Here is a 17,078-nt window from a genome sequence, read left to right on the forward strand (position 1 = left end):
AATAGTAGAGGGCTGTCCAAAATTTAAGGATTTTGGACAGCCTATTTTTGAAATTTAGGATATAATAATAATGGGGTGAGAGTATATGGATACAAGATTTTCAATTGGTGAAGTATCTAAATTACATAATATTTCTATACAAACATTAAGGCATTATGACAAAATTGGATTGTTAAAGCCGGCTTATGTAAATGAAAAGAGTAAGTATAGATACTACTCAGTAAAACACTTTATAATTTTAGATTTGATAAAACAATGTAAAGCTATGGGGTTATCTCTAGATGAAATAAAAATACTAGTGAATAATTATACTTCCGTTAACTCTATTTTAGAAATAATAACAAAGCAAAAAGAAATAGTAGAAGAAAAGATAAAAGAGTTAGATAGCATAAAAAATAATATATGTTTTTTAGAGGATAGAATTCAAACCGTATTAAAAGAGGGAATAAATGAACCTTTTATAAAATATTGTACTGAGAGAAAATTTATAAAATATAGTAATACCCATAGATATACAGAAGAATTTGAAATAAATCTATCTAAAGCCTTAGGATATATAGAAAAAAAATATGGAAGCACTAATAAAGAGTTAGTTTTTCCAACATCTTATGAAGATTTTAAAAGTAAAGAAATGTTAACATACAATAATTTAATGATAAGTATAAATGAAAACATGGATATAGATGAAAAGAAAGTAATTACTCTAAAATCAGGAAATTATATTACAATAAACTTTGATGACGATTATAAAGATACAAGCAAATATTACAGAAAGCTAGTTGAGTATATTGAAAAAAATAATATAATAGTTAATGGGGATTTTTATGAGATATATATAATGACAAGATGCGGGATAGACAAAGAAGAAAAAGCTTTAGGACAAATTCAAATTTTAATAGATGAGAATAATTAATTTTAAATGACAATATAGGAGAGATAGCATGAAGAACATTTATTTAATTAGACATTGTAAGGCATATGGACAGCCAGCTGAGGCAGAGTTAACAGAGGTTGGTATAGATCAAGCGCTAGAATTAAAGGACTATTTACTAAAGTATAATATTAATTATATAGTATCTAGTCCCTATGTAAGGGCTATAAAGACAATAACACCATTTGCAAAGCATTTAGGGTTAGAAGTAAATATTGATGAAAGAGTGAGAGAAAAGTTATTGATACCTTATGTGGTAGATGATTACACACCTTATTTATTAGAAGCCTATGAAGATATGGATATAACCTTTCATGGAGGAGAATCTTCAAATGAAGCTACTAAAAGGGCTATTGAAGCTTTAACTGATATTTTAAAGCTAGAAGAGGAAAATGTAGCAATAGTCACCCATGGAGAGTTATTTTCTTTAATAATGAGGTATTTTGATAAGGTTTCAGGTTTTGATTTTTGGAAGAACTTAAGTAATCCAGATGTATATTTATTGAGATTTGAAACTAATGATATAAAAAGTATAGTAGATATTAAGAGAGTATGGAAGGCTTAGAATAAGATAAAAATTTTCTTTGAAGAAACATAATAGATTTTGTTAAAATAAACCCAATTAGATATAATCATAGATGAGGTGGTTAACTTATGAAAGAAAAGATTTTTATTATTGAAGATGAAGAAAAGATTAGAAGAGAACTAGGTACTTTTTTAAATAGATATGGATATGACATTATAACCTCTGATAATTTTGAGAACATAGTAGAGGAGGCTTTAGAGGCAGAACCTAATTTAATATTATTAGATATTAATTTACCATATTATGATGGATACTATATCTGTAGAGAAATAAGAAAAACCTCTAGTGTGCCTATTATTGTTGTAACTAGTAGAGATAGTGATATGGACGAATTAATGAGTATGAATCTAGGGGCTGATGATTTTATTACTAAACCATATAACACTGAAATATTATTAGCTAGGATTGCATCAATTATTAGAAGAACTTATAGAAGTAATGATATGGAGATTTTTGCTTGTAGAGAACTTAAATATAATCTTTCTACCAGTGAAATAGAATTTGATGATAAAAAACAAGAATTAACTAAAAATGAAAGTAAAATTCTATATACATTAATTAAAAGCAAAGAAAAAATAGTATCTAGAGATGAACTTATGAAATGTCTATGGCAATCTGATGAGTTTGTAGATGATAATACCTTAACTGTAAACATAAATAGGCTAAGAAAAAAACTAGATGAAATAGGAGCTGTTGACTATTTACAAACTAAAAGAGGTCAGGGGTATATTTTAGGTTAAAACATTAAAGTAAATTAAACCTAAAGGAAGGAAATTTTAATGAGTTTTAGAGAGTATATAAAAGAAAAAATTGTTTTTTTGATTATAAATTCAATAATTTTTCTATTTACAGGAATATTGTTAAAAGCATTAAAGGTGGATATCTATGCCATTTTTTTTGTGGAGGTTCTAAATTTTATAGGCTCATCACTGTTTTATATATTTGATTATTTTACAAAAAGAAAATTTTATAATAACCTTTTACATGGATTAAATAATCTAGATAAGAAATATCTTATTTCTGAAGTTATAGAGGAGCCTAACTTCTTAGAGGGAAGAATTTTATACGAAGTAATTCAAGAGACAGATAAGGCTATGAATGATGAAATATCTACTTTAACCATTAAAAATAGTGAATATAAAGATTATATAGAGTTGTGGGTTCATGAAATTAAAACACCTATTGCATCTAGTAGATTAACCATAGAAAATAACCCATCTCCCATTACAAAGAGTATAGAGGAAGATTTAGATAAGGTAGAAAATTATATAGAGCAAGCTCTTTTTTATACTAGAAGTAATAATATAGAGAAGGATTATATGATTAGAGAGATAAGTCTTAAAAACTGTATTAATGCAACAATAAAAAGGAATGCTAGAGTTCTTATTGAAAATGGAATTAAAATTGAAATTGATAATGTAGATAAAATCGTTTATGCGGATAGTAAATGGGTAGAATTTATATTAAATCAGATTATATCAAATTCTATTAAATATATGAAATTCCCTAAGAGTGTTAGAAAAAACTCATTAGGTGAAGAGCATAAAAAACAAGACACTATTAAAATATATTGCATAGAAAAGGAAGAGGACATTATTCTAAACATAGAAGATAATGGTATAGGTATTGGCGAAAGCTCTATTGGTAAAGTATTTGAAAAAGGGTACACCGGAGAAAATGGAAGAATCTTTGGAAAATCCACAGGAATAGGCTTATACCTTTGTAAAAATCTCTGCGAAAAATTAGGGCTTGGTATAAAGATAAGGTCTAAAGCTTATAAAGGTACTACAGTATCTATCTTGTTTCCTATAAATAAAATGTTCATATTAAAAGATTAACCTAACAAAACGTAAGATTTCTGTTTATATCCTTGCAAGGCTTTGAAAATACTATATTTAAGACAATTCGGCAAAAAATTCGTCAAAAATAAATTTTAAAAAATTTCTGCTATCTTCTCATTTCCTATTTTTCTCATATCGTCATTTACATGACTATACGTCCTTATTACCTCTTGCACATTATCACCAATATATTCAGCAACAGTTTTAAAATCAAAACCATTTTGGATTAATAATGTAGTGTAAGTATGCCTTAATTCATGTATATATACATTAAAAGATTTTTTTAATGCATAGTGTAAATTTATTCTGCAAGTAGTCGCATTCATTTCTTAATTGAGGGTAGTCTAATAAATCCAACTATAGAATTAGAGTACTCTACAAGTCTTGCAAGTGCATTGTCTACCATGAAAGAAGTTACAGAGAGCAATACTACTGCCTTAAATATTCAACAAGGTGAGATAATAGCCTTAATAAGTAACACTACAATATTCAAATGCAACAGACCAGGCAATAGCTGAGATAATAGCTGATAGGCTTAACTGTCCAACAATAAACTGTTTAAGACCATATGCACATTATGGACAATATAAAACAGTTATTGCAGTAGGAGAGGCTAAGAATAAGAGTGGTTATACAAATGTACTTATCCAGGGGAAGAATAGACAGGAAACATTAGATAAGGGTATAGCTTATTGTAAGAAGTTAGGTAGATAATATTAAAGGCTAGTAGGGAATGAACTGGCTCCTACATTTTTTATTGATCAAGAATGCAGCACAATTAATATCAATGGAATAAGATATATTAGAAACTACTATATCTTATAAATTAAATAAAAATAGCATATGGTTCTCCTAAATAAGAATAAATATGACTATGTATTTAAATTAGGAACAAAATAACAGCATTATTCATAACTTAGTTATATAATCTCCTTGAAAGCAGCCTGAAATAGAATTGTTAAGGTTGTCATTAGTATATTATCAAAAGATAAAAAACAGTAATTTATAGAGGGAAATTACTGCTTTTATTTATGTCACTAAATATTTATGATTAATATAAATTAACAGTATTGAATTTTAAAAGTTAGTGTAGGATTATAATATACAAGGGAACAACTATTAATTAAGGGTGTTAGGAATTCCAACAACTATTAATTTATATTCTAAGTTAGTATTAGCAAATGTAAATATGAGTATTCAAAAACTGTTAAATTTAATATAGGAAACATTTTAGGGAGTTTAATAATATGTAGTATAGAACTTCCTCTTAATTAGAGGATTAATAATACAATTAGATACAATATAGAAAAAGAGCTACGGTATATTTATATATACTGTAGCTCTCTTTCTACTGAATAGGATATAAGTAGAGGTTGAATTAAAGAAAATACAGACTGTTAACTTTTATTATATACATTAAATGTAAGAATATCAACAATTAGTTATATAAAAATAAGTATAAAAAAATAGGAGCAATAAGGTTTCTCTTAATGCCCCTATTTTTTTACTTATATCAGAATATGGTTTAGGATAGATGTATCTAAATTATAAACAAAATTATAATATTTAAACATATTCATTACTATTTTTTCAAAGTATAAATTTAACTATTAAAAGGTAGAAAGAAATGCAATATTACTTTCTACCTTATTTTTCTTTTGTATAAACACATGTAAGAGTGAACTCAAATAAATTATAGACACTTTATATTGATTATATACATTAAATGTAAAAATAATAATAATGAAATTCTTTTCTTGATTTTTAGAATCATTACTCAATTTCCTTAAGTTTATCTTCCTTTCAAAATGTGTAGAAGTTCTTCTTTGCGTGAATCTACTAACCTCAATAACGACTCTGTTACTAATCTAGATGTATTTGGTCGCGTAGTGACAGTTACGTTTAATTTTCTTTTTTTCTTCATTATAAATCACCTCAAATTAATTATTGTCAAGTAAAGAAGAGTTTATAACAAATCTATATATTTTATAGAATTTGTTTTAAAATAAAAAAGAGTAGAATATAACTGAATATATCTACTCTTTTTTATATGACGTCAAAAATTCGTCAAAAATAATTTTTAATTTTATTATAATATTTGAGTTTTCATTTTTATAAAAAGCTTAATTTACCTTGAATTATCTAATATTATTAAAAATATTAAGCTTAGTTACAAAAACGTAAGATTTCTGTTAGGTTTTTCTATGGATGGATATTTTCTATACATGTAATATATAGGTATAGAGAACAGGAGGAAAGAAAATGAATAAAGAAGTATTAAAAGTAAGTAATATAGAAAAGTACTATGGAAGTAATGGTAATATAACTCAGGCCATAAATAATATTAGTTTCTCTGTGGAAGAAGGAGAATTCATAGGAATAATGGGGGCTTCCGGTAGTGGAAAAACAACTTTGTTAAACTGTATATCCACCATAGATAAGGTAACTAGTGGTCATATTCATATTGAAGGAAAGGATGTAACTTCAATAAATTCTAAGGGATTAGCTAGATTTAGACGAGAAAATTTAGGTTTTATATTTCAAGACTTTAATCTTTTAGATACCTTAACTGCCTATGAAAATATTGCATTAGCACTAACTATTGGAAAGGTAAATCACAAAGAGATTAATAGAAGAGTTGAAGAGGTTGCTAAGAGTTTAAATATAGAGGAAGTCTTAAATAAATATCCCTATGAAATGTCAGGTGGTCAAAAACAAAGAGTAGCATCAGCTAGAGCTATAATTACAAATCCATCTTTAGTTCTTGCAGATGAGCCTACAGGTGCTTTAGATTCAAAATCAGCAAAGATGTTACTAGAAAGCTTGGAGGAGCTTAATACTAATTTAGGAGCTACTATTATGATGGTAACTCATGACGCCTTTACAGCTAGCTATGCTAGTAGAATTCTGTTTATAAAGGATGGTAAAATATTTAATGAGTTAATTAGAGGAAAGGATTCAAGGAAGGAATTCTTTAATAAGATAATTGAAGTGGTAACTCTACTTGGAGGTGACCAAAGAGATGTATTTTAAATTAGCTGCTAGGAATTTAAAAAGAAGTTTTAAGGATTATACCATATATTTCTTAACTCTAGTATTTGGAGTATGTATTTTTTACACCTTTAACTCCATTGAAGCTCAAAGTATTTTAATGGAAGTTAGTGAAATGCATAAAAATATGTTCCACCTAATAAGTGAAATTATGGGAGTAGCATCCATATTTATTTCCTTTATATTAGGATTTCTGATAGTCTATGCCAATAATTACTTAATTAAAAGAAGAAAAAAGGAATTTGGAGTTTATATGACCTTAGGTATGGAAAACTCTAGATTATCCTCCTTATTATTTATAGAGACTATGATGATAGGAGTAATTTCTTTAGCATTAGGTCTTATATTAGGAATATTTTTATCACAAGGACTATCTGTAGTTACAGCAAAACTTTTTAAAGTGGATTTAACAGGGTTTAGATTTATATTTTCTATGGATGCCTTTATAAAAACTATTCTTTGCTTCGGCGTTATATACCTTATAATTCTTATTTTTAACTCAATTATTGTAAGAAAAGTAAAACTAATAAATCTATTAACTTCTGCTAAGTTTAATGAAAAGATGAAAATAAAAAACATATGGACCTCTGTAGTTGTATTTATAATTAGTGTAATAACTATAGGAAGTGGATATTACATAGTGCTTAAAAATGGAATATCTAGTTTTGATAGAAATATATTAATAGCCATTGCACTTGGAGCTGTAGGAACATTTCTATTTTTCTTTTCCCTTGCAGGATTCTTACTCAAGGTAGTTCAAAGTAGTAAGAAGTTTTATTTAAGAAATTTAAATATGTTTGTGTTAAGACAAATAAATAGTAAAATTAACACTACCTTTATATCTATGACCTTTATATGTTTGATGCTATTTGTAGCTATATGTACTCTTTCAGGAGGACTTGGAATTAGTACCGCTATGAATACTGAAATTGAGGATTTAACTCAATTCGATATGAGCTTTTGGGACAATGAAGGAGAAGATATAGACACTGTATTAAAAAAATATAATGTAGATATATCAAAATATGAAAATAACTATGTAAGCTATAAGGAATATGATAGTGGAGTTAACTATAGAGATTTTTTAAGTGAAAAAAGCTTAGAAGATGGAAATAAATATTATCCTGTATTTAAGAATTTACCAATTAGTGTTATGAAGGTATCGGATTTTAATAAAATAATGAAAATGTTAAATAGAGAAGAAGTAAAACTTAAGGTTGGAGAATATGCGGTCTTTGGTGATATAAGCGATATGATTAAAAGTTTACAAGAAACTGTAGATAGTGGAAAAGAAATTACTATAGGTGGTAATAAACTAAAACCATATCATGGTAATGTTTTAGAGGTAGTAACTTATTCTTCTATGATGAAGCAAAATATTTGTGTATTTTTAGTAGAAGATTCTATAGTAGAGGGTCTAACTCCCACTAGGGGATATTTGAATTTAAACTATACTGGGGATGGTAGTGAGATAAGAGAAGCTTTAGATGTTAATATTAGAGAATATAATGGCAATGATGATTTAAATACTAGATATATTACTAAGGAAGAAATTAAGGAGCAGTCTACAGGACTAGGAGCTTTAGCATCATACCTTGCCATATACATGGGAATCATATTCCTAATTACTTCAGCAGCAGTATTAGCCCTTCAACAGTTATCAGAATCTGCAGATAACACAGAAAGATACAATCTTCTAAGAAAGGTTGGAGTAGATGAATCGATGATAAATCACTCTGTATTAACCCAAGTAGCAATTTACTTTATGATGCCCTTATCCTTAGCTATAGTTCACTCTATAGTAGGATTAAAATTGGCTTCAGATATAGTAGCTATATTTGGAGGTGCAAGCATGGTGGATCATATAATAGTTGCATCGGTGGTATTAGTAATAGTTTATGGTGGATACTTCTTAGCCACCTATTCTGGAAGTAAAAAAATGATTAAAGGAAATTAATAAAAAGTTTAAATTTTATAATATATTAGTATAGTAAACTACTTCAAATTAAATGGAATTTGAGGTAGTTTCTTTTTAATGTATAGATATATATAATAGAATATGTTACCATTTAAGTAATTGATTTGAACTATATGGAATAAAACGTATTTTTGTAACTATTCAGCTATTAAAATAATTTAAATTTACTGTTATCATTACTTTATTGAAAAATCCATTTTATTTATCATTATTTTAGGAATCATATAGCTTGTCTTATAAAAACTAGTGATAAAGGTGGTGGCACGTCATGAGCGAAGGCAAAATTATTGAGATTTATAACCAGGGTATATCTCAAGTTATAGGTGTTATTAAGGAACTATCAAGTGAAAATAAAGCACTAAATTCTCAAGTAGAAACACTTTCTAAAGAAAACAAAGCTCTAACAAAGCGTATAAAATTATTAGAGAGTCAAGTCAATAAAAATAGTAATAATAATAGTAGTAAACCCCATCGTCAGATGGCTTTAAAATTACAGAATATAGAGCAGAAGTTAAAGTATATCCTCACTGCAAATCAAAAAATACACGAGTATATAAACAACTAAGAATAGAGTCTTGCTTTGCTTGATTACGAAAGCAAATATATTTGAATAACCCGGTGTGACGTACTTCTCACACCGGGATTTTGTGTGGCGTGCATTAGGAAACTAATTCGTTTACCACGACAATAAAATTTTTTAACTGTAAACATATGTTGCGAAATTTTCTCAACTATATTTTATAATAAAATTTGAGGGAGAGGGTCTTTATGAAAAAAATTTTTTCTGAAATTTCATTATTATTAATTATCCTAAATATATTTAACACACTTTTAGGTGTAAAATTAAAGCCAGTTTATGCGGCAACAGCAAATAATCCACCAATAATTAATATAGAATCACCAACAAATAATTTAAGTGGAGTTGTAACAATCAAAGGATACGTATTAAGTGATTATGATCCATCGACATTTGGGCTTATGACATCTTCGGTATATATAGATGGAGCGTTAGATAAGTCAATGTTTTTTAACCTGACAACATCTATAAGTAGAGAAGATTTAAAAAAGAAATATCCTAATTATAAATATGCAGGGACAGGAGGATTTAGTTATAAATTAGATACTGGAAAATTATCAAATGGAAATCATAAAATTAGATTTAAATTTAATGAAAAAATACAGAAAGAAATAGTGATTTCTGTAAAAAACAATCCACCAATAATTAATATAGAATCACCAACAAATAATTTAAGTGGAGTTGTAACTATTCAAGGATACATATTAAGTGATTATAATCCATCTACATTTGGGGTTATGACATCTTGGGTGTATATAGATGGAGCAATAACTAATTCATGGGATAATCTAAAAACATCAATAAGTAGAGACGATTTAAAAAAGAAATATCCAGACTATAAATATGCAGGTACTGGTGGATTTAGTTATAATTTAGATACTACAAAATTATCAAATGGAAATCATAAAATTAAATTTAAATTCAACGAAATAGAAAAAGAAATATTGATTTCTGTAAAAAATAATCCACCAATAATTAATATAGAATTACCAATAAATACAGAAAATTTAAGTGGAATTGTGACAATAAAAGGATATGTGCTAAGCGAATATGAGGATTTAGATAAGAAATATAGTAAAAGAGTTTACGTAGATAATGGACTTAATGGCTCGATACATAATCTAATAAGTAGAGATGATATAAAGAAGCGGTATCCTAATTATAAGTATGCAGAAAAAAGTGGGTTTAGTTATAATTTAGATACTACACAATTATCAAATGGAAAGCATAAAATTAAGTTTGATTTTAATGGAATAGAAAAAGAATTAGATATTTCTGTAAATAATAACAAACCACCAATAATTAATATAGAATCACCTACAAATTTAGAAAATTTAAGTGGAAATATAAAAATTTGCGGATATATATTAAGTGATTTTGATCTATTTATCGGAGGGAATTTAGGGAAAAATATTTATTTAGATGGTAAAAATTATTACGAAGGTAAACTTGAAGGATCAATAAGAAGAGAAGATTTGAAAAAGAAATATCCAAATTATAAATATGCAGGGACTGGAGGATTTAGTTATAATATAGATACTACAAAATTATCAAATGGAAAGCATAAAATTAAATTTAATTTTGATGGAATAGAAAAAGAATTAGATATTTCTGTGAATAATAACAACGCACCTATAATTAATATAGAATCACCTACAAATTTGGAAAATTTAAATGGAGTTGTAACAATAAAAGGATATATATTAAGTGAACATAATCCATCTACATTTGGATTTATGACATCTTCGGTATATATAGATGGAGCGTTAGCTGATTCAATGGGTAATCTGAAAACATCAATAAGCAGAGAAGATTTAAAAAATAAATATCCAGATTATAAATATGCAGGTACAGGAGGATTTAATTATAATTTAGATACTACAAAATTATTAAATGGAAGTCATAAAGTTAAGTTTAATTTTAATGGAGTAGAAAAAGAAATAGAAATTCACACCAAAAACAATCCGTCAATAATTAATATAGAGTCACCTACAAATTTGGAAAATTTAAGTGGGGTTGTAACAATTCAAGGATGCGTATTAAGTGATTATGATCCATCTACATTTGGATTTATGACATCTACGGTATATATAGATGGAGCGTTAGCTGATTCAATGTTTAATCTGAAAACATCAATAAGTAGAGAAGATTTAAAAAAGAAATATCCTAATTATAAATATGCAGGTAATGGGGGATTTAGCTATAAATTAGATACTGTTAAACTTAAAAGTGGGAAACATAAACTGAAGTTTGATATAAATGGTATTACAAAAGAAATAGATATAAGTGTAAGTAACTATAAACAAGAGTTAGTGATTGATAAGATAGATAGTCTAAAAGCTCAAGAAGGATTTATGAAATTAACTGGATATATAGTTTCAGCATATGATAATGTGAGCGATTTTGATTATAATATTTATATAGATGATGTAAAAGTAAATGATTATATTTTTGATTTTCATTGTAATTTACCTAGAGAAGATCTTAAAGATAAGTATCCATATTGTAAAAATGTAACTAAAGGTGGATTTAAATATATTCTTGATACAAGAACATTAAAAAATGGTAATCATAAAATTAGAATTAAATTTAAAGATACTGAAAGTTCAATTGATTTTAAGGTAGATAATAGTAACTATAATAATTCATTAGATATTAGTGATGATGTTACTTTCGAAGAGAGAATGAAACGATCATCTATAGGCCTTGGTGAAGAATTTATCGAGCAGATGGATGAAGCAATGCATCAAATGACAGAAGGAATAAACAGAGCCGTTGAAGGAATGGCTCAAATGAATGAAGCAATCAATAAGATGAATGCAGCGGTCAATCAAATGAATTCAGGGGTAGATGATATTAATAATTTTTTATCTATATCAATTGATACTTTAAATGCTATAAATAAAGCACTAGATAAAACTAATGCTGAAATGGCCAAATTAAAGCTAGCTAGAAATAGTGGAAATGCGAGAGATATTGATTGGAGTGACTTTGATTTAAAAATAAAAGAATACAATGATTTAAGTGGTAAAGTTCGTCAAAGCATAATGGATAAAACAATGAATTATCTAGCTGATTCTATAAAACATATGATAGGAGGAAAGTATACTGATTCAATAAATACATTAGGAGTAGCAGGAGATTTTGTAATTGGATTTTTTGGTGCAGATCTACCAGCAGATATTAGAGATTTAAGTCACGATTTTAAGTATTGGCAATGGTCATGGGGACATGCTGCTGAAACAACATTAGATGGGATAGGACTTGTTCCAGTGATAGGGGTAATAAAATACGGAGATGAAGTTGGGTTAATAGTTAAGGATGCAGAAAAAGGTGTAGAGACTATAAAACTTAAAGGTGGAATTAAGGGAGCGGCTGAAGCTAATAAAGTCTTAGAAGGGTTACAAGGATTTAAAAAAGGAATTACTGCTGCTCAAATCAAAGCTATAAATAAGGGATTTGGTGGCACTACAGAACTCAATGGAAGTATAGATACAATTCTAGATAGTGCCTCTAGGTATGATGGGTTCTGGAATAAAACAGCTGCTATTACGAGGTCAATCGTAAAGAACCACACATTTGATAATGGTAATAAGAGGACTGCACAAGCAGTGATAGAAACTTTAATGAGTAGAAATGGTATCTCAACAGGTGTCAGCGAGTCTGCAATGAAAGATGTAATATATAAAATATCAACCGGACAACTAAACGAAATTGAAGATATTGCAAAAGCATTAAGGGGGTTTTAAAATGGATTTAGATATTTATAAAAAATTATTCATTAAAATGGCAGATGATTTTGGATTTAAATTAAATTCAGATGAATTGAAAGGAATCGACTGCTTTTTACCATTGCTACAGGAAATTAGAAAGGACTCTGGAATAGTAATAATAAAATTCGATGGTGAAAGAGAAGAAAATATATATACCTTACTTTCTTCTGGCAAAAACTTGGGCAAAGAGGAGTCTATAAGACTTGATACATCTGATATCGAAGGTGGACTGGCTTATATTTGTGTTGAATATGCAAGAATTGCATGGAATTGGAAAGTTCCAACTTTATAAAAGAGCATAATTAAGTTGCATACTATAAACAAGGCACACATATAGATGTAGCTACAAAGTATTGATTTTAACTAACGACACCTACTGCATAATAATGTAGTGAAAAGATGAAATGAATCAGCTGAAATTTAAGTAGGCTGATTCATTATTTTTTTATTAGTTAACATATGCAAGTATCTGATAAAGGAGTTCCTAGGAAATCAACACTAATATCTTTAGGGGTAAGTAAAACAAGGATAGAATAGATGTGTAGCTTCATAAGCTATGAAAACTTAGGCTCAATAATTCAGCTTAGAAGTTAATGGAATTAAGAACAATAATATATCTATGATAAAAGATAGAAAAGCACTAAAAAATAAAAAAAATTGATAGAATAAAACATATAAAAAAGAAATTTGATGACTTTAAATTTAAATAGAGGTGAAGGAAAATGAATGATGTAGTAATTTTAGATGATAAGGATAAAAAGTTGTGTATTGAGTATTTATATTGTGTGGAAGATTATTATACAATGACTTTTAAAGTTCAATCGAATAAATTCAGGGGAGAGTCTAATTTTTGTATATCAAAGCAAGAGTTGGTGAAAATAATAGAATATCTTAATGTGGCTAATAAAGAATTGAATGGAAATGTTCAGATTAGTGATAGTGACTCTGATTCATATATTAACATAACTGTAAAAAATACAGGAAAGTTAATGATAGATGGGCAAATAGGAGGTTCATTTGAAGATAATTATATTAAATTCAAATATGAAAGTGACCAAACGATAATTTCAAACTTGATAAGATTTTTTAAATATGAATTTAATGTGTAATATAATTGAATTCTTATGTGTATAGATGGAGTTGTAAAAATGCAATCCGTTTGGGATAGTAATAAATTGATTACTATAGAAACATTTGGATGTGGTAAATAATGAGTTTTATTAACATTATTAAAATTGTAGTCGATAGTAAATCAGAATTAAAGGAAAAACTAAAAAACTCAACCTGTAATAATTTGATTCTTGGTGAAGATAGTCAAATAGAAAGAAACTTTTTTCTATTTAGAAATGAAATGAAATATGACTTATCACCTGTATTAGAGATAGGTGTAATTTCAGAAGGCCATGGATTACAGCCAGAATGTAAATTAATTGATGACAAACACATATGTATTGGATTTAATAAAGAGTTCATATTATTGATATGAATAATTTTCTAAAAAACTGTAAAGTTAAGTTAGATTCATTATTTTACGAGTTTATATCTTTTGAAAGAAAAGGTAGATTAACTGTACTTCAAGAACTTGGTTTGACTTGTATTTCTTTGGATGGAGAAAAATCATAGGAATATTTTACAAGTGCATTAAATGATTGTAAAGTAGAAAATGATAGTATAGAATTAAGTACAGATGAATTTACTACAACTATTTTGAATAGTACAGGTGAGGTAATAAGTAGGGTTTAAGATAATAACTAATTAAAAAGCTCACTTAAAAATTAAGATTAAATTGACTACAAGATATAAAATAATACTAATGAAGTGTATTTATAAATAAAATACTGGGAAATATGTATTTAAAAAGTATTGATTTTAGCTGCATAATCTAAATAATGCAATGAACCTAAGACTAAGAAACTAGCTGAAAAATAAAGTAAGCTAGTTTCTGTTGTTTTCTTGGGAATGTATTGGAAATATTAGTTTTAAGCAGTAAAATATAATAAGACAGATTATGCCACAAGGGGGTAAGTAAAGTAGGTTGAAAATCTGCCGACTTACTTGATGAACTTGCTAATAGTAGTATTAGATACAATTTAGGTGATGTATTAGCCGTAACTAAAACTTCTGAAGGGAAATTAGCTTGGTTTGAAAATGGTAATTCTAAAGCTGGAACGAATCTTATTTTAGAACATGCTGATGATTTTACAGGAAAAGAATATCACAAAATAAAATCAAAGATTTAGTAATGGATTCATAGTTGGAGCTAATCCTACTACAGTGCGTAGGAAGATAATTATTTACAGAAAATAAAGATATATTTTAATTATCAATGTTTTTTTATTTGGATATATAGCAATTATGGAAAACAAGGAGATAATGAATTGCTTAAGGAGGTAAAATTGTGAATGAATCATATTGGAATGGGAGATTGGATTTTTTAAAAGCTATACGTACTGGATGGTGTAATAATGATTATATAGAATTCCTTGTAGAGAAGGTTTGGAAAATTAGTAAGCCTGTAAATATCATTGATTTTGGTTGTGGCTTTGGATATGTTGGATTACTATTATTGCCCATATTACCTAAAGGAAGTACATATACAGGTATTGATATTAGTGATACTCTCTTAGATGATGCAAAAGACATTTTTGCAAATTCAGGCTATATAACAAAATTTATAAAGGCAGACTTGAATGAGTATATACCAACTGAAGATTATGATATAGCTATATCGCAAGCGGTATTAAGACATATTCCAAATACAAAGAATATTCTTGATAAAATGATACAATCAGTTGTAAGTGGTGGTTTAGTTGTTTGTATGGAAGCAGACCTAGAAATAGAAAAGACAGGTCAATATTTTAGTGGATTAGATTACACTGAACTTGGAATTATACATTTACATCGAAAAATGTATAAGAAGGAATTAGAAAATGGAGGTAGAGATTATAGAGTTGGTGTTAAAATTCCTGAAATTATGCAAGAGTTAGGATTACATAATGTTGATGTGCGAATGAATGATAGGGTTAAATATATTAATCCCCATGGTAATAAAGAAGAACATGCTAAACAATTTGATGCAATTACTGCTGCTTGGAATTGGAATAAACAGCTATCAGAGAATGAGAAGGTAGGCTATATAAACGCTCTTATAGATAGAGGTTTAAGTGAGCAGGAAGCTAAAATATTCGTAGATGGTGAGTCAAAAATAAGTGAATATGTTATGAGTAATAAAGATAGTGCATATATTATTCAAATGCCATGTACCCTTATATCTTATGGTACAAAAAAATAAAATAAATTCTCTAAAAATCTAAAGTAGCTAGGGTTGTATTCATACAAGTCTAGCTATTTTTACATTGAGAAATTAAAGAATTTTAGCTACAAATACTATTATATAAGAGGCTGGAATAAGAAGTGGAAGAGCAGCGAAGGTTCCAATAGTTTTACTTCCTATCATGGCAATAACACAGCTACGAAAATCTTCTTCAGGACAATTACCATCTATTACATCATCGGTCATAATGGATAGTTGTGGATCTATAAAAATAGACATTAGGATTGTAGCAAATCCATTTATTACTGAGGATAGGGTTATACAAGTTGCCCTTAAATCAGGAACTATGGTACCGGCATAAATTGGTGCTAAGGCTCCTACAGTTAATATTGCAACTGCAATTATATTATAAATTATTATTTTTAAAGGTAACTTTTTAAAATTAATTTTAGTTACACTTTCTTTCACTGGAATTGAAATACAGTCCCTCATATAATGGACACCTGCCTTTGAAAAACTGTGCATAATTAGTTTGGGTATAGATTTATCAATAGAAAATCGGATAACACCTTTATAAAATAATCTTTGAAAAGTAGGAATTAAAAATGCGCCTACTAGGGTAGCTATACCAGAAACTATTATAATTAACTTAAAAAGGTTTAACACATCACTTTCACCTGTACTATTCTCAACAAACTTTGTTAGTAAAGGAGCTTGAAAAGTTAAGGCTGTTCTTGATACTAAAGATAATATATTAAATACAGCAAAGGTTATTGCTATTTTACCTGTTCTAACACCTACAAGTCTTACAGAGTAAGCTAATGTTCCTATTATGGCAATTATAAAATTCAAAACTAAAACAATTATAATTTGAGTACTCAAAGTTATTCCTCCGTTCCATTTTCAAATATATCTATATTTTTACAACAATTAGAAATGTATTAATAGTATATAACATATTCATAAATAAAACTAGGTTATTCAATTATTATAAGAAGCACTAAGGAGAGGAAAATTCATATAAATATTTTCTAATATAACTTCACATATTATTGACAAGCTCCAAG

Annotated in this window: 15 protein-coding genes; 13 read left to right on the forward strand and 2 right to left on the reverse strand. The window is 27.6% G+C overall.

From position 1 onward, the window contains the following. The first annotated feature begins 85 nt into the window (after window positions 1-85). The 4 genes from B3086_RS17680 to B3086_RS17695 all read left to right on the forward strand — a co-directional run bounded on the left by B3086_RS17680 (window position 86) and on the right by B3086_RS17695 (window position 3,355). Window positions 86-913 (forward strand): MerR family transcriptional regulator, encoded by an 828-nt coding sequence (locus B3086_RS17680; protein ID WP_346848284.1) that lies wholly within the window; start codon window positions 86-88, stop codon window positions 911-913. 28 nt (window positions 914-941) lie between these two features. Beyond that, the gene (locus B3086_RS17685; RefSeq protein WP_346848285.1) at window positions 942-1,496 is read left to right on the forward strand and encodes a histidine phosphatase family protein; all 555 of its coding nucleotides are present in this window, start codon (window positions 942-944) and stop codon (window positions 1,494-1,496) included. An 89-nt stretch (window positions 1,497-1,585) separates the two neighbouring features. Then, window positions 1,586-2,257, forward strand: a complete 672-nt coding sequence (locus B3086_RS17690) for a response regulator transcription factor (protein ID WP_346848286.1) — start codon at window positions 1,586-1,588, stop codon at window positions 2,255-2,257. Window positions 2,258-2,296: 39 nt separating this feature from the next. Beyond that, entirely contained in the window at window positions 2,297-3,355 is a 1,059-nt protein-coding gene (locus tag B3086_RS17695; RefSeq protein WP_346876432.1) for a sensor histidine kinase, read from the forward strand. Between the two features lie 95 nt (window positions 3,356-3,450). Here the strand turns inward: B3086_RS17695 and B3086_RS17700 are convergent, their stop codons facing one another. Continuing rightward, window positions 3,451-3,684 (reverse strand): tyrosine-type recombinase/integrase, encoded by a 234-nt coding sequence (locus B3086_RS17700; protein WP_346848288.1) that lies wholly within the window; start codon window positions 3,682-3,684, stop codon window positions 3,451-3,453. A 1,936-nt stretch (window positions 3,685-5,620) separates the two neighbouring features. On the opposite strand from B3086_RS17700, the gene B3086_RS17705 reads away from it, so the two are divergent. The 9 genes from B3086_RS17705 (at window position 5,621) to B3086_RS17745 (ending at window position 16,029) form a co-directional block, all read left to right on the forward strand. Next, complete coding sequence (locus tag B3086_RS17705; protein ID WP_346848289.1) at window positions 5,621-6,391, forward strand: ABC transporter ATP-binding protein; 771 nt, start codon at window positions 5,621-5,623, stop codon at window positions 6,389-6,391. Beyond that, entirely contained in the window at window positions 6,381-8,366 is a 1,986-nt protein-coding gene (locus B3086_RS17710) for an ABC transporter permease (protein ID WP_346894078.1), read from the forward strand. Before B3086_RS17705 ends, B3086_RS17710 begins: the two co-directional genes overlap by 11 nt. Before the next feature lie 289 nt (window positions 8,367-8,655). Then, window positions 8,656-8,952, forward strand: coding sequence for a hypothetical protein (locus B3086_RS17715; protein ID WP_346894080.1), 297 nt, complete (start codon window positions 8,656-8,658; stop codon window positions 8,950-8,952). 203 nt (window positions 8,953-9,155) lie between these two features. Continuing rightward, complete coding sequence (locus B3086_RS17720) at window positions 9,156-12,713, forward strand: hypothetical protein (RefSeq protein ID WP_346894082.1); 3,558 nt, start codon at window positions 9,156-9,158, stop codon at window positions 12,711-12,713. A gap of 1 nt (window position 12,714) precedes the next feature. Further along, on the forward strand, window positions 12,715-13,029 hold the full coding sequence (locus B3086_RS17725) for a hypothetical protein (protein ID WP_346894084.1): 315 nt from the start codon (window positions 12,715-12,717) through the stop codon (window positions 13,027-13,029). Between the two features lie 430 nt (window positions 13,030-13,459). Continuing rightward, window positions 13,460-13,846, forward strand: a complete 387-nt coding sequence (locus B3086_RS17730) for a hypothetical protein (protein ID WP_346894086.1) — start codon at window positions 13,460-13,462, stop codon at window positions 13,844-13,846. Between the two features lie 101 nt (window positions 13,847-13,947). Beyond that, entirely contained in the window at window positions 13,948-14,223 is a 276-nt protein-coding gene (locus tag B3086_RS17735) for a hypothetical protein (protein ID WP_346894088.1), read from the forward strand. Next, on the forward strand, window positions 14,220-14,360 hold the full coding sequence (locus B3086_RS17740; protein WP_346894090.1) for a hypothetical protein: 141 nt from the start codon (window positions 14,220-14,222) through the stop codon (window positions 14,358-14,360). Before B3086_RS17735 ends, B3086_RS17740 begins: the two co-directional genes overlap by 4 nt. Window positions 14,361-15,135: 775 nt before the next feature. Continuing rightward, complete coding sequence (locus B3086_RS17745; RefSeq protein WP_346876433.1) at window positions 15,136-16,029, forward strand: class I SAM-dependent methyltransferase; 894 nt, start codon at window positions 15,136-15,138, stop codon at window positions 16,027-16,029. A gap of 72 nt (window positions 16,030-16,101) precedes the next feature. On the opposite strand, the gene B3086_RS17750 is transcribed toward B3086_RS17745, so the two are convergent. Then, window positions 16,102-16,893 (reverse strand): lipid II flippase Amj family protein, encoded by a 792-nt coding sequence (locus B3086_RS17750; RefSeq protein WP_346876434.1) that lies wholly within the window; start codon window positions 16,891-16,893, stop codon window positions 16,102-16,104. Window positions 16,894-17,078: the final 185 nt, after the last annotated feature.

The organism is Clostridium sp. UBA871 (genome assembly GCF_002295255.1).
Taxonomy (GTDB): domain Bacteria; phylum Bacillota; class Clostridia; order Clostridiales; family Clostridiaceae; genus Clostridium_J; species Clostridium_J sulfidigenes.

Coding starts and splice junctions, on each gene's coding strand:
- B3086_RS17680 (WP_346848284.1), top strand. CDS start 86: ATGGATACAAGATTTTCAATTGGTGAAGTATCTAAATTACATAATATT.
- B3086_RS17705 (WP_346848289.1), top strand. CDS start 5,621: ATGAATAAAGAAGTATTAAAAGTAAGTAATATAGAAAAGTACTATGGA.
- B3086_RS17735 (WP_346894088.1), top strand. CDS start 13,948: ATGAGTTTTATTAACATTATTAAAATTGTAGTCGATAGTAAATCAGAA.
- B3086_RS17710 (WP_346894078.1), top strand. CDS start 6,381: ATGTATTTTAAATTAGCTGCTAGGAATTTAAAAAGAAGTTTTAAGGAT.
- B3086_RS17700 (WP_346848288.1), bottom strand. CDS start 3,684: ATGAATGCGACTACTTGCAGAATAAATTTACACTATGCATTAAAAAAA.
- B3086_RS17720 (WP_346894082.1), top strand. CDS start 9,156: ATGAAAAAAATTTTTTCTGAAATTTCATTATTATTAATTATCCTAAAT.
- B3086_RS17725 (WP_346894084.1), top strand. CDS start 12,715: ATGGATTTAGATATTTATAAAAAATTATTCATTAAAATGGCAGATGAT.
- B3086_RS17730 (WP_346894086.1), top strand. CDS start 13,460: ATGAATGATGTAGTAATTTTAGATGATAAGGATAAAAAGTTGTGTATT.
- B3086_RS17690 (WP_346848286.1), top strand. CDS start 1,586: ATGAAAGAAAAGATTTTTATTATTGAAGATGAAGAAAAGATTAGAAGA.
- B3086_RS17695 (WP_346876432.1), top strand. CDS start 2,297: ATGAGTTTTAGAGAGTATATAAAAGAAAAAATTGTTTTTTTGATTATA.
- B3086_RS17740 (WP_346894090.1), top strand. CDS start 14,220: ATGAATAATTTTCTAAAAAACTGTAAAGTTAAGTTAGATTCATTATTT.
- B3086_RS17715 (WP_346894080.1), top strand. CDS start 8,656: ATGAGCGAAGGCAAAATTATTGAGATTTATAACCAGGGTATATCTCAA.
- B3086_RS17685 (WP_346848285.1), top strand. CDS start 942: ATGAAGAACATTTATTTAATTAGACATTGTAAGGCATATGGACAGCCA.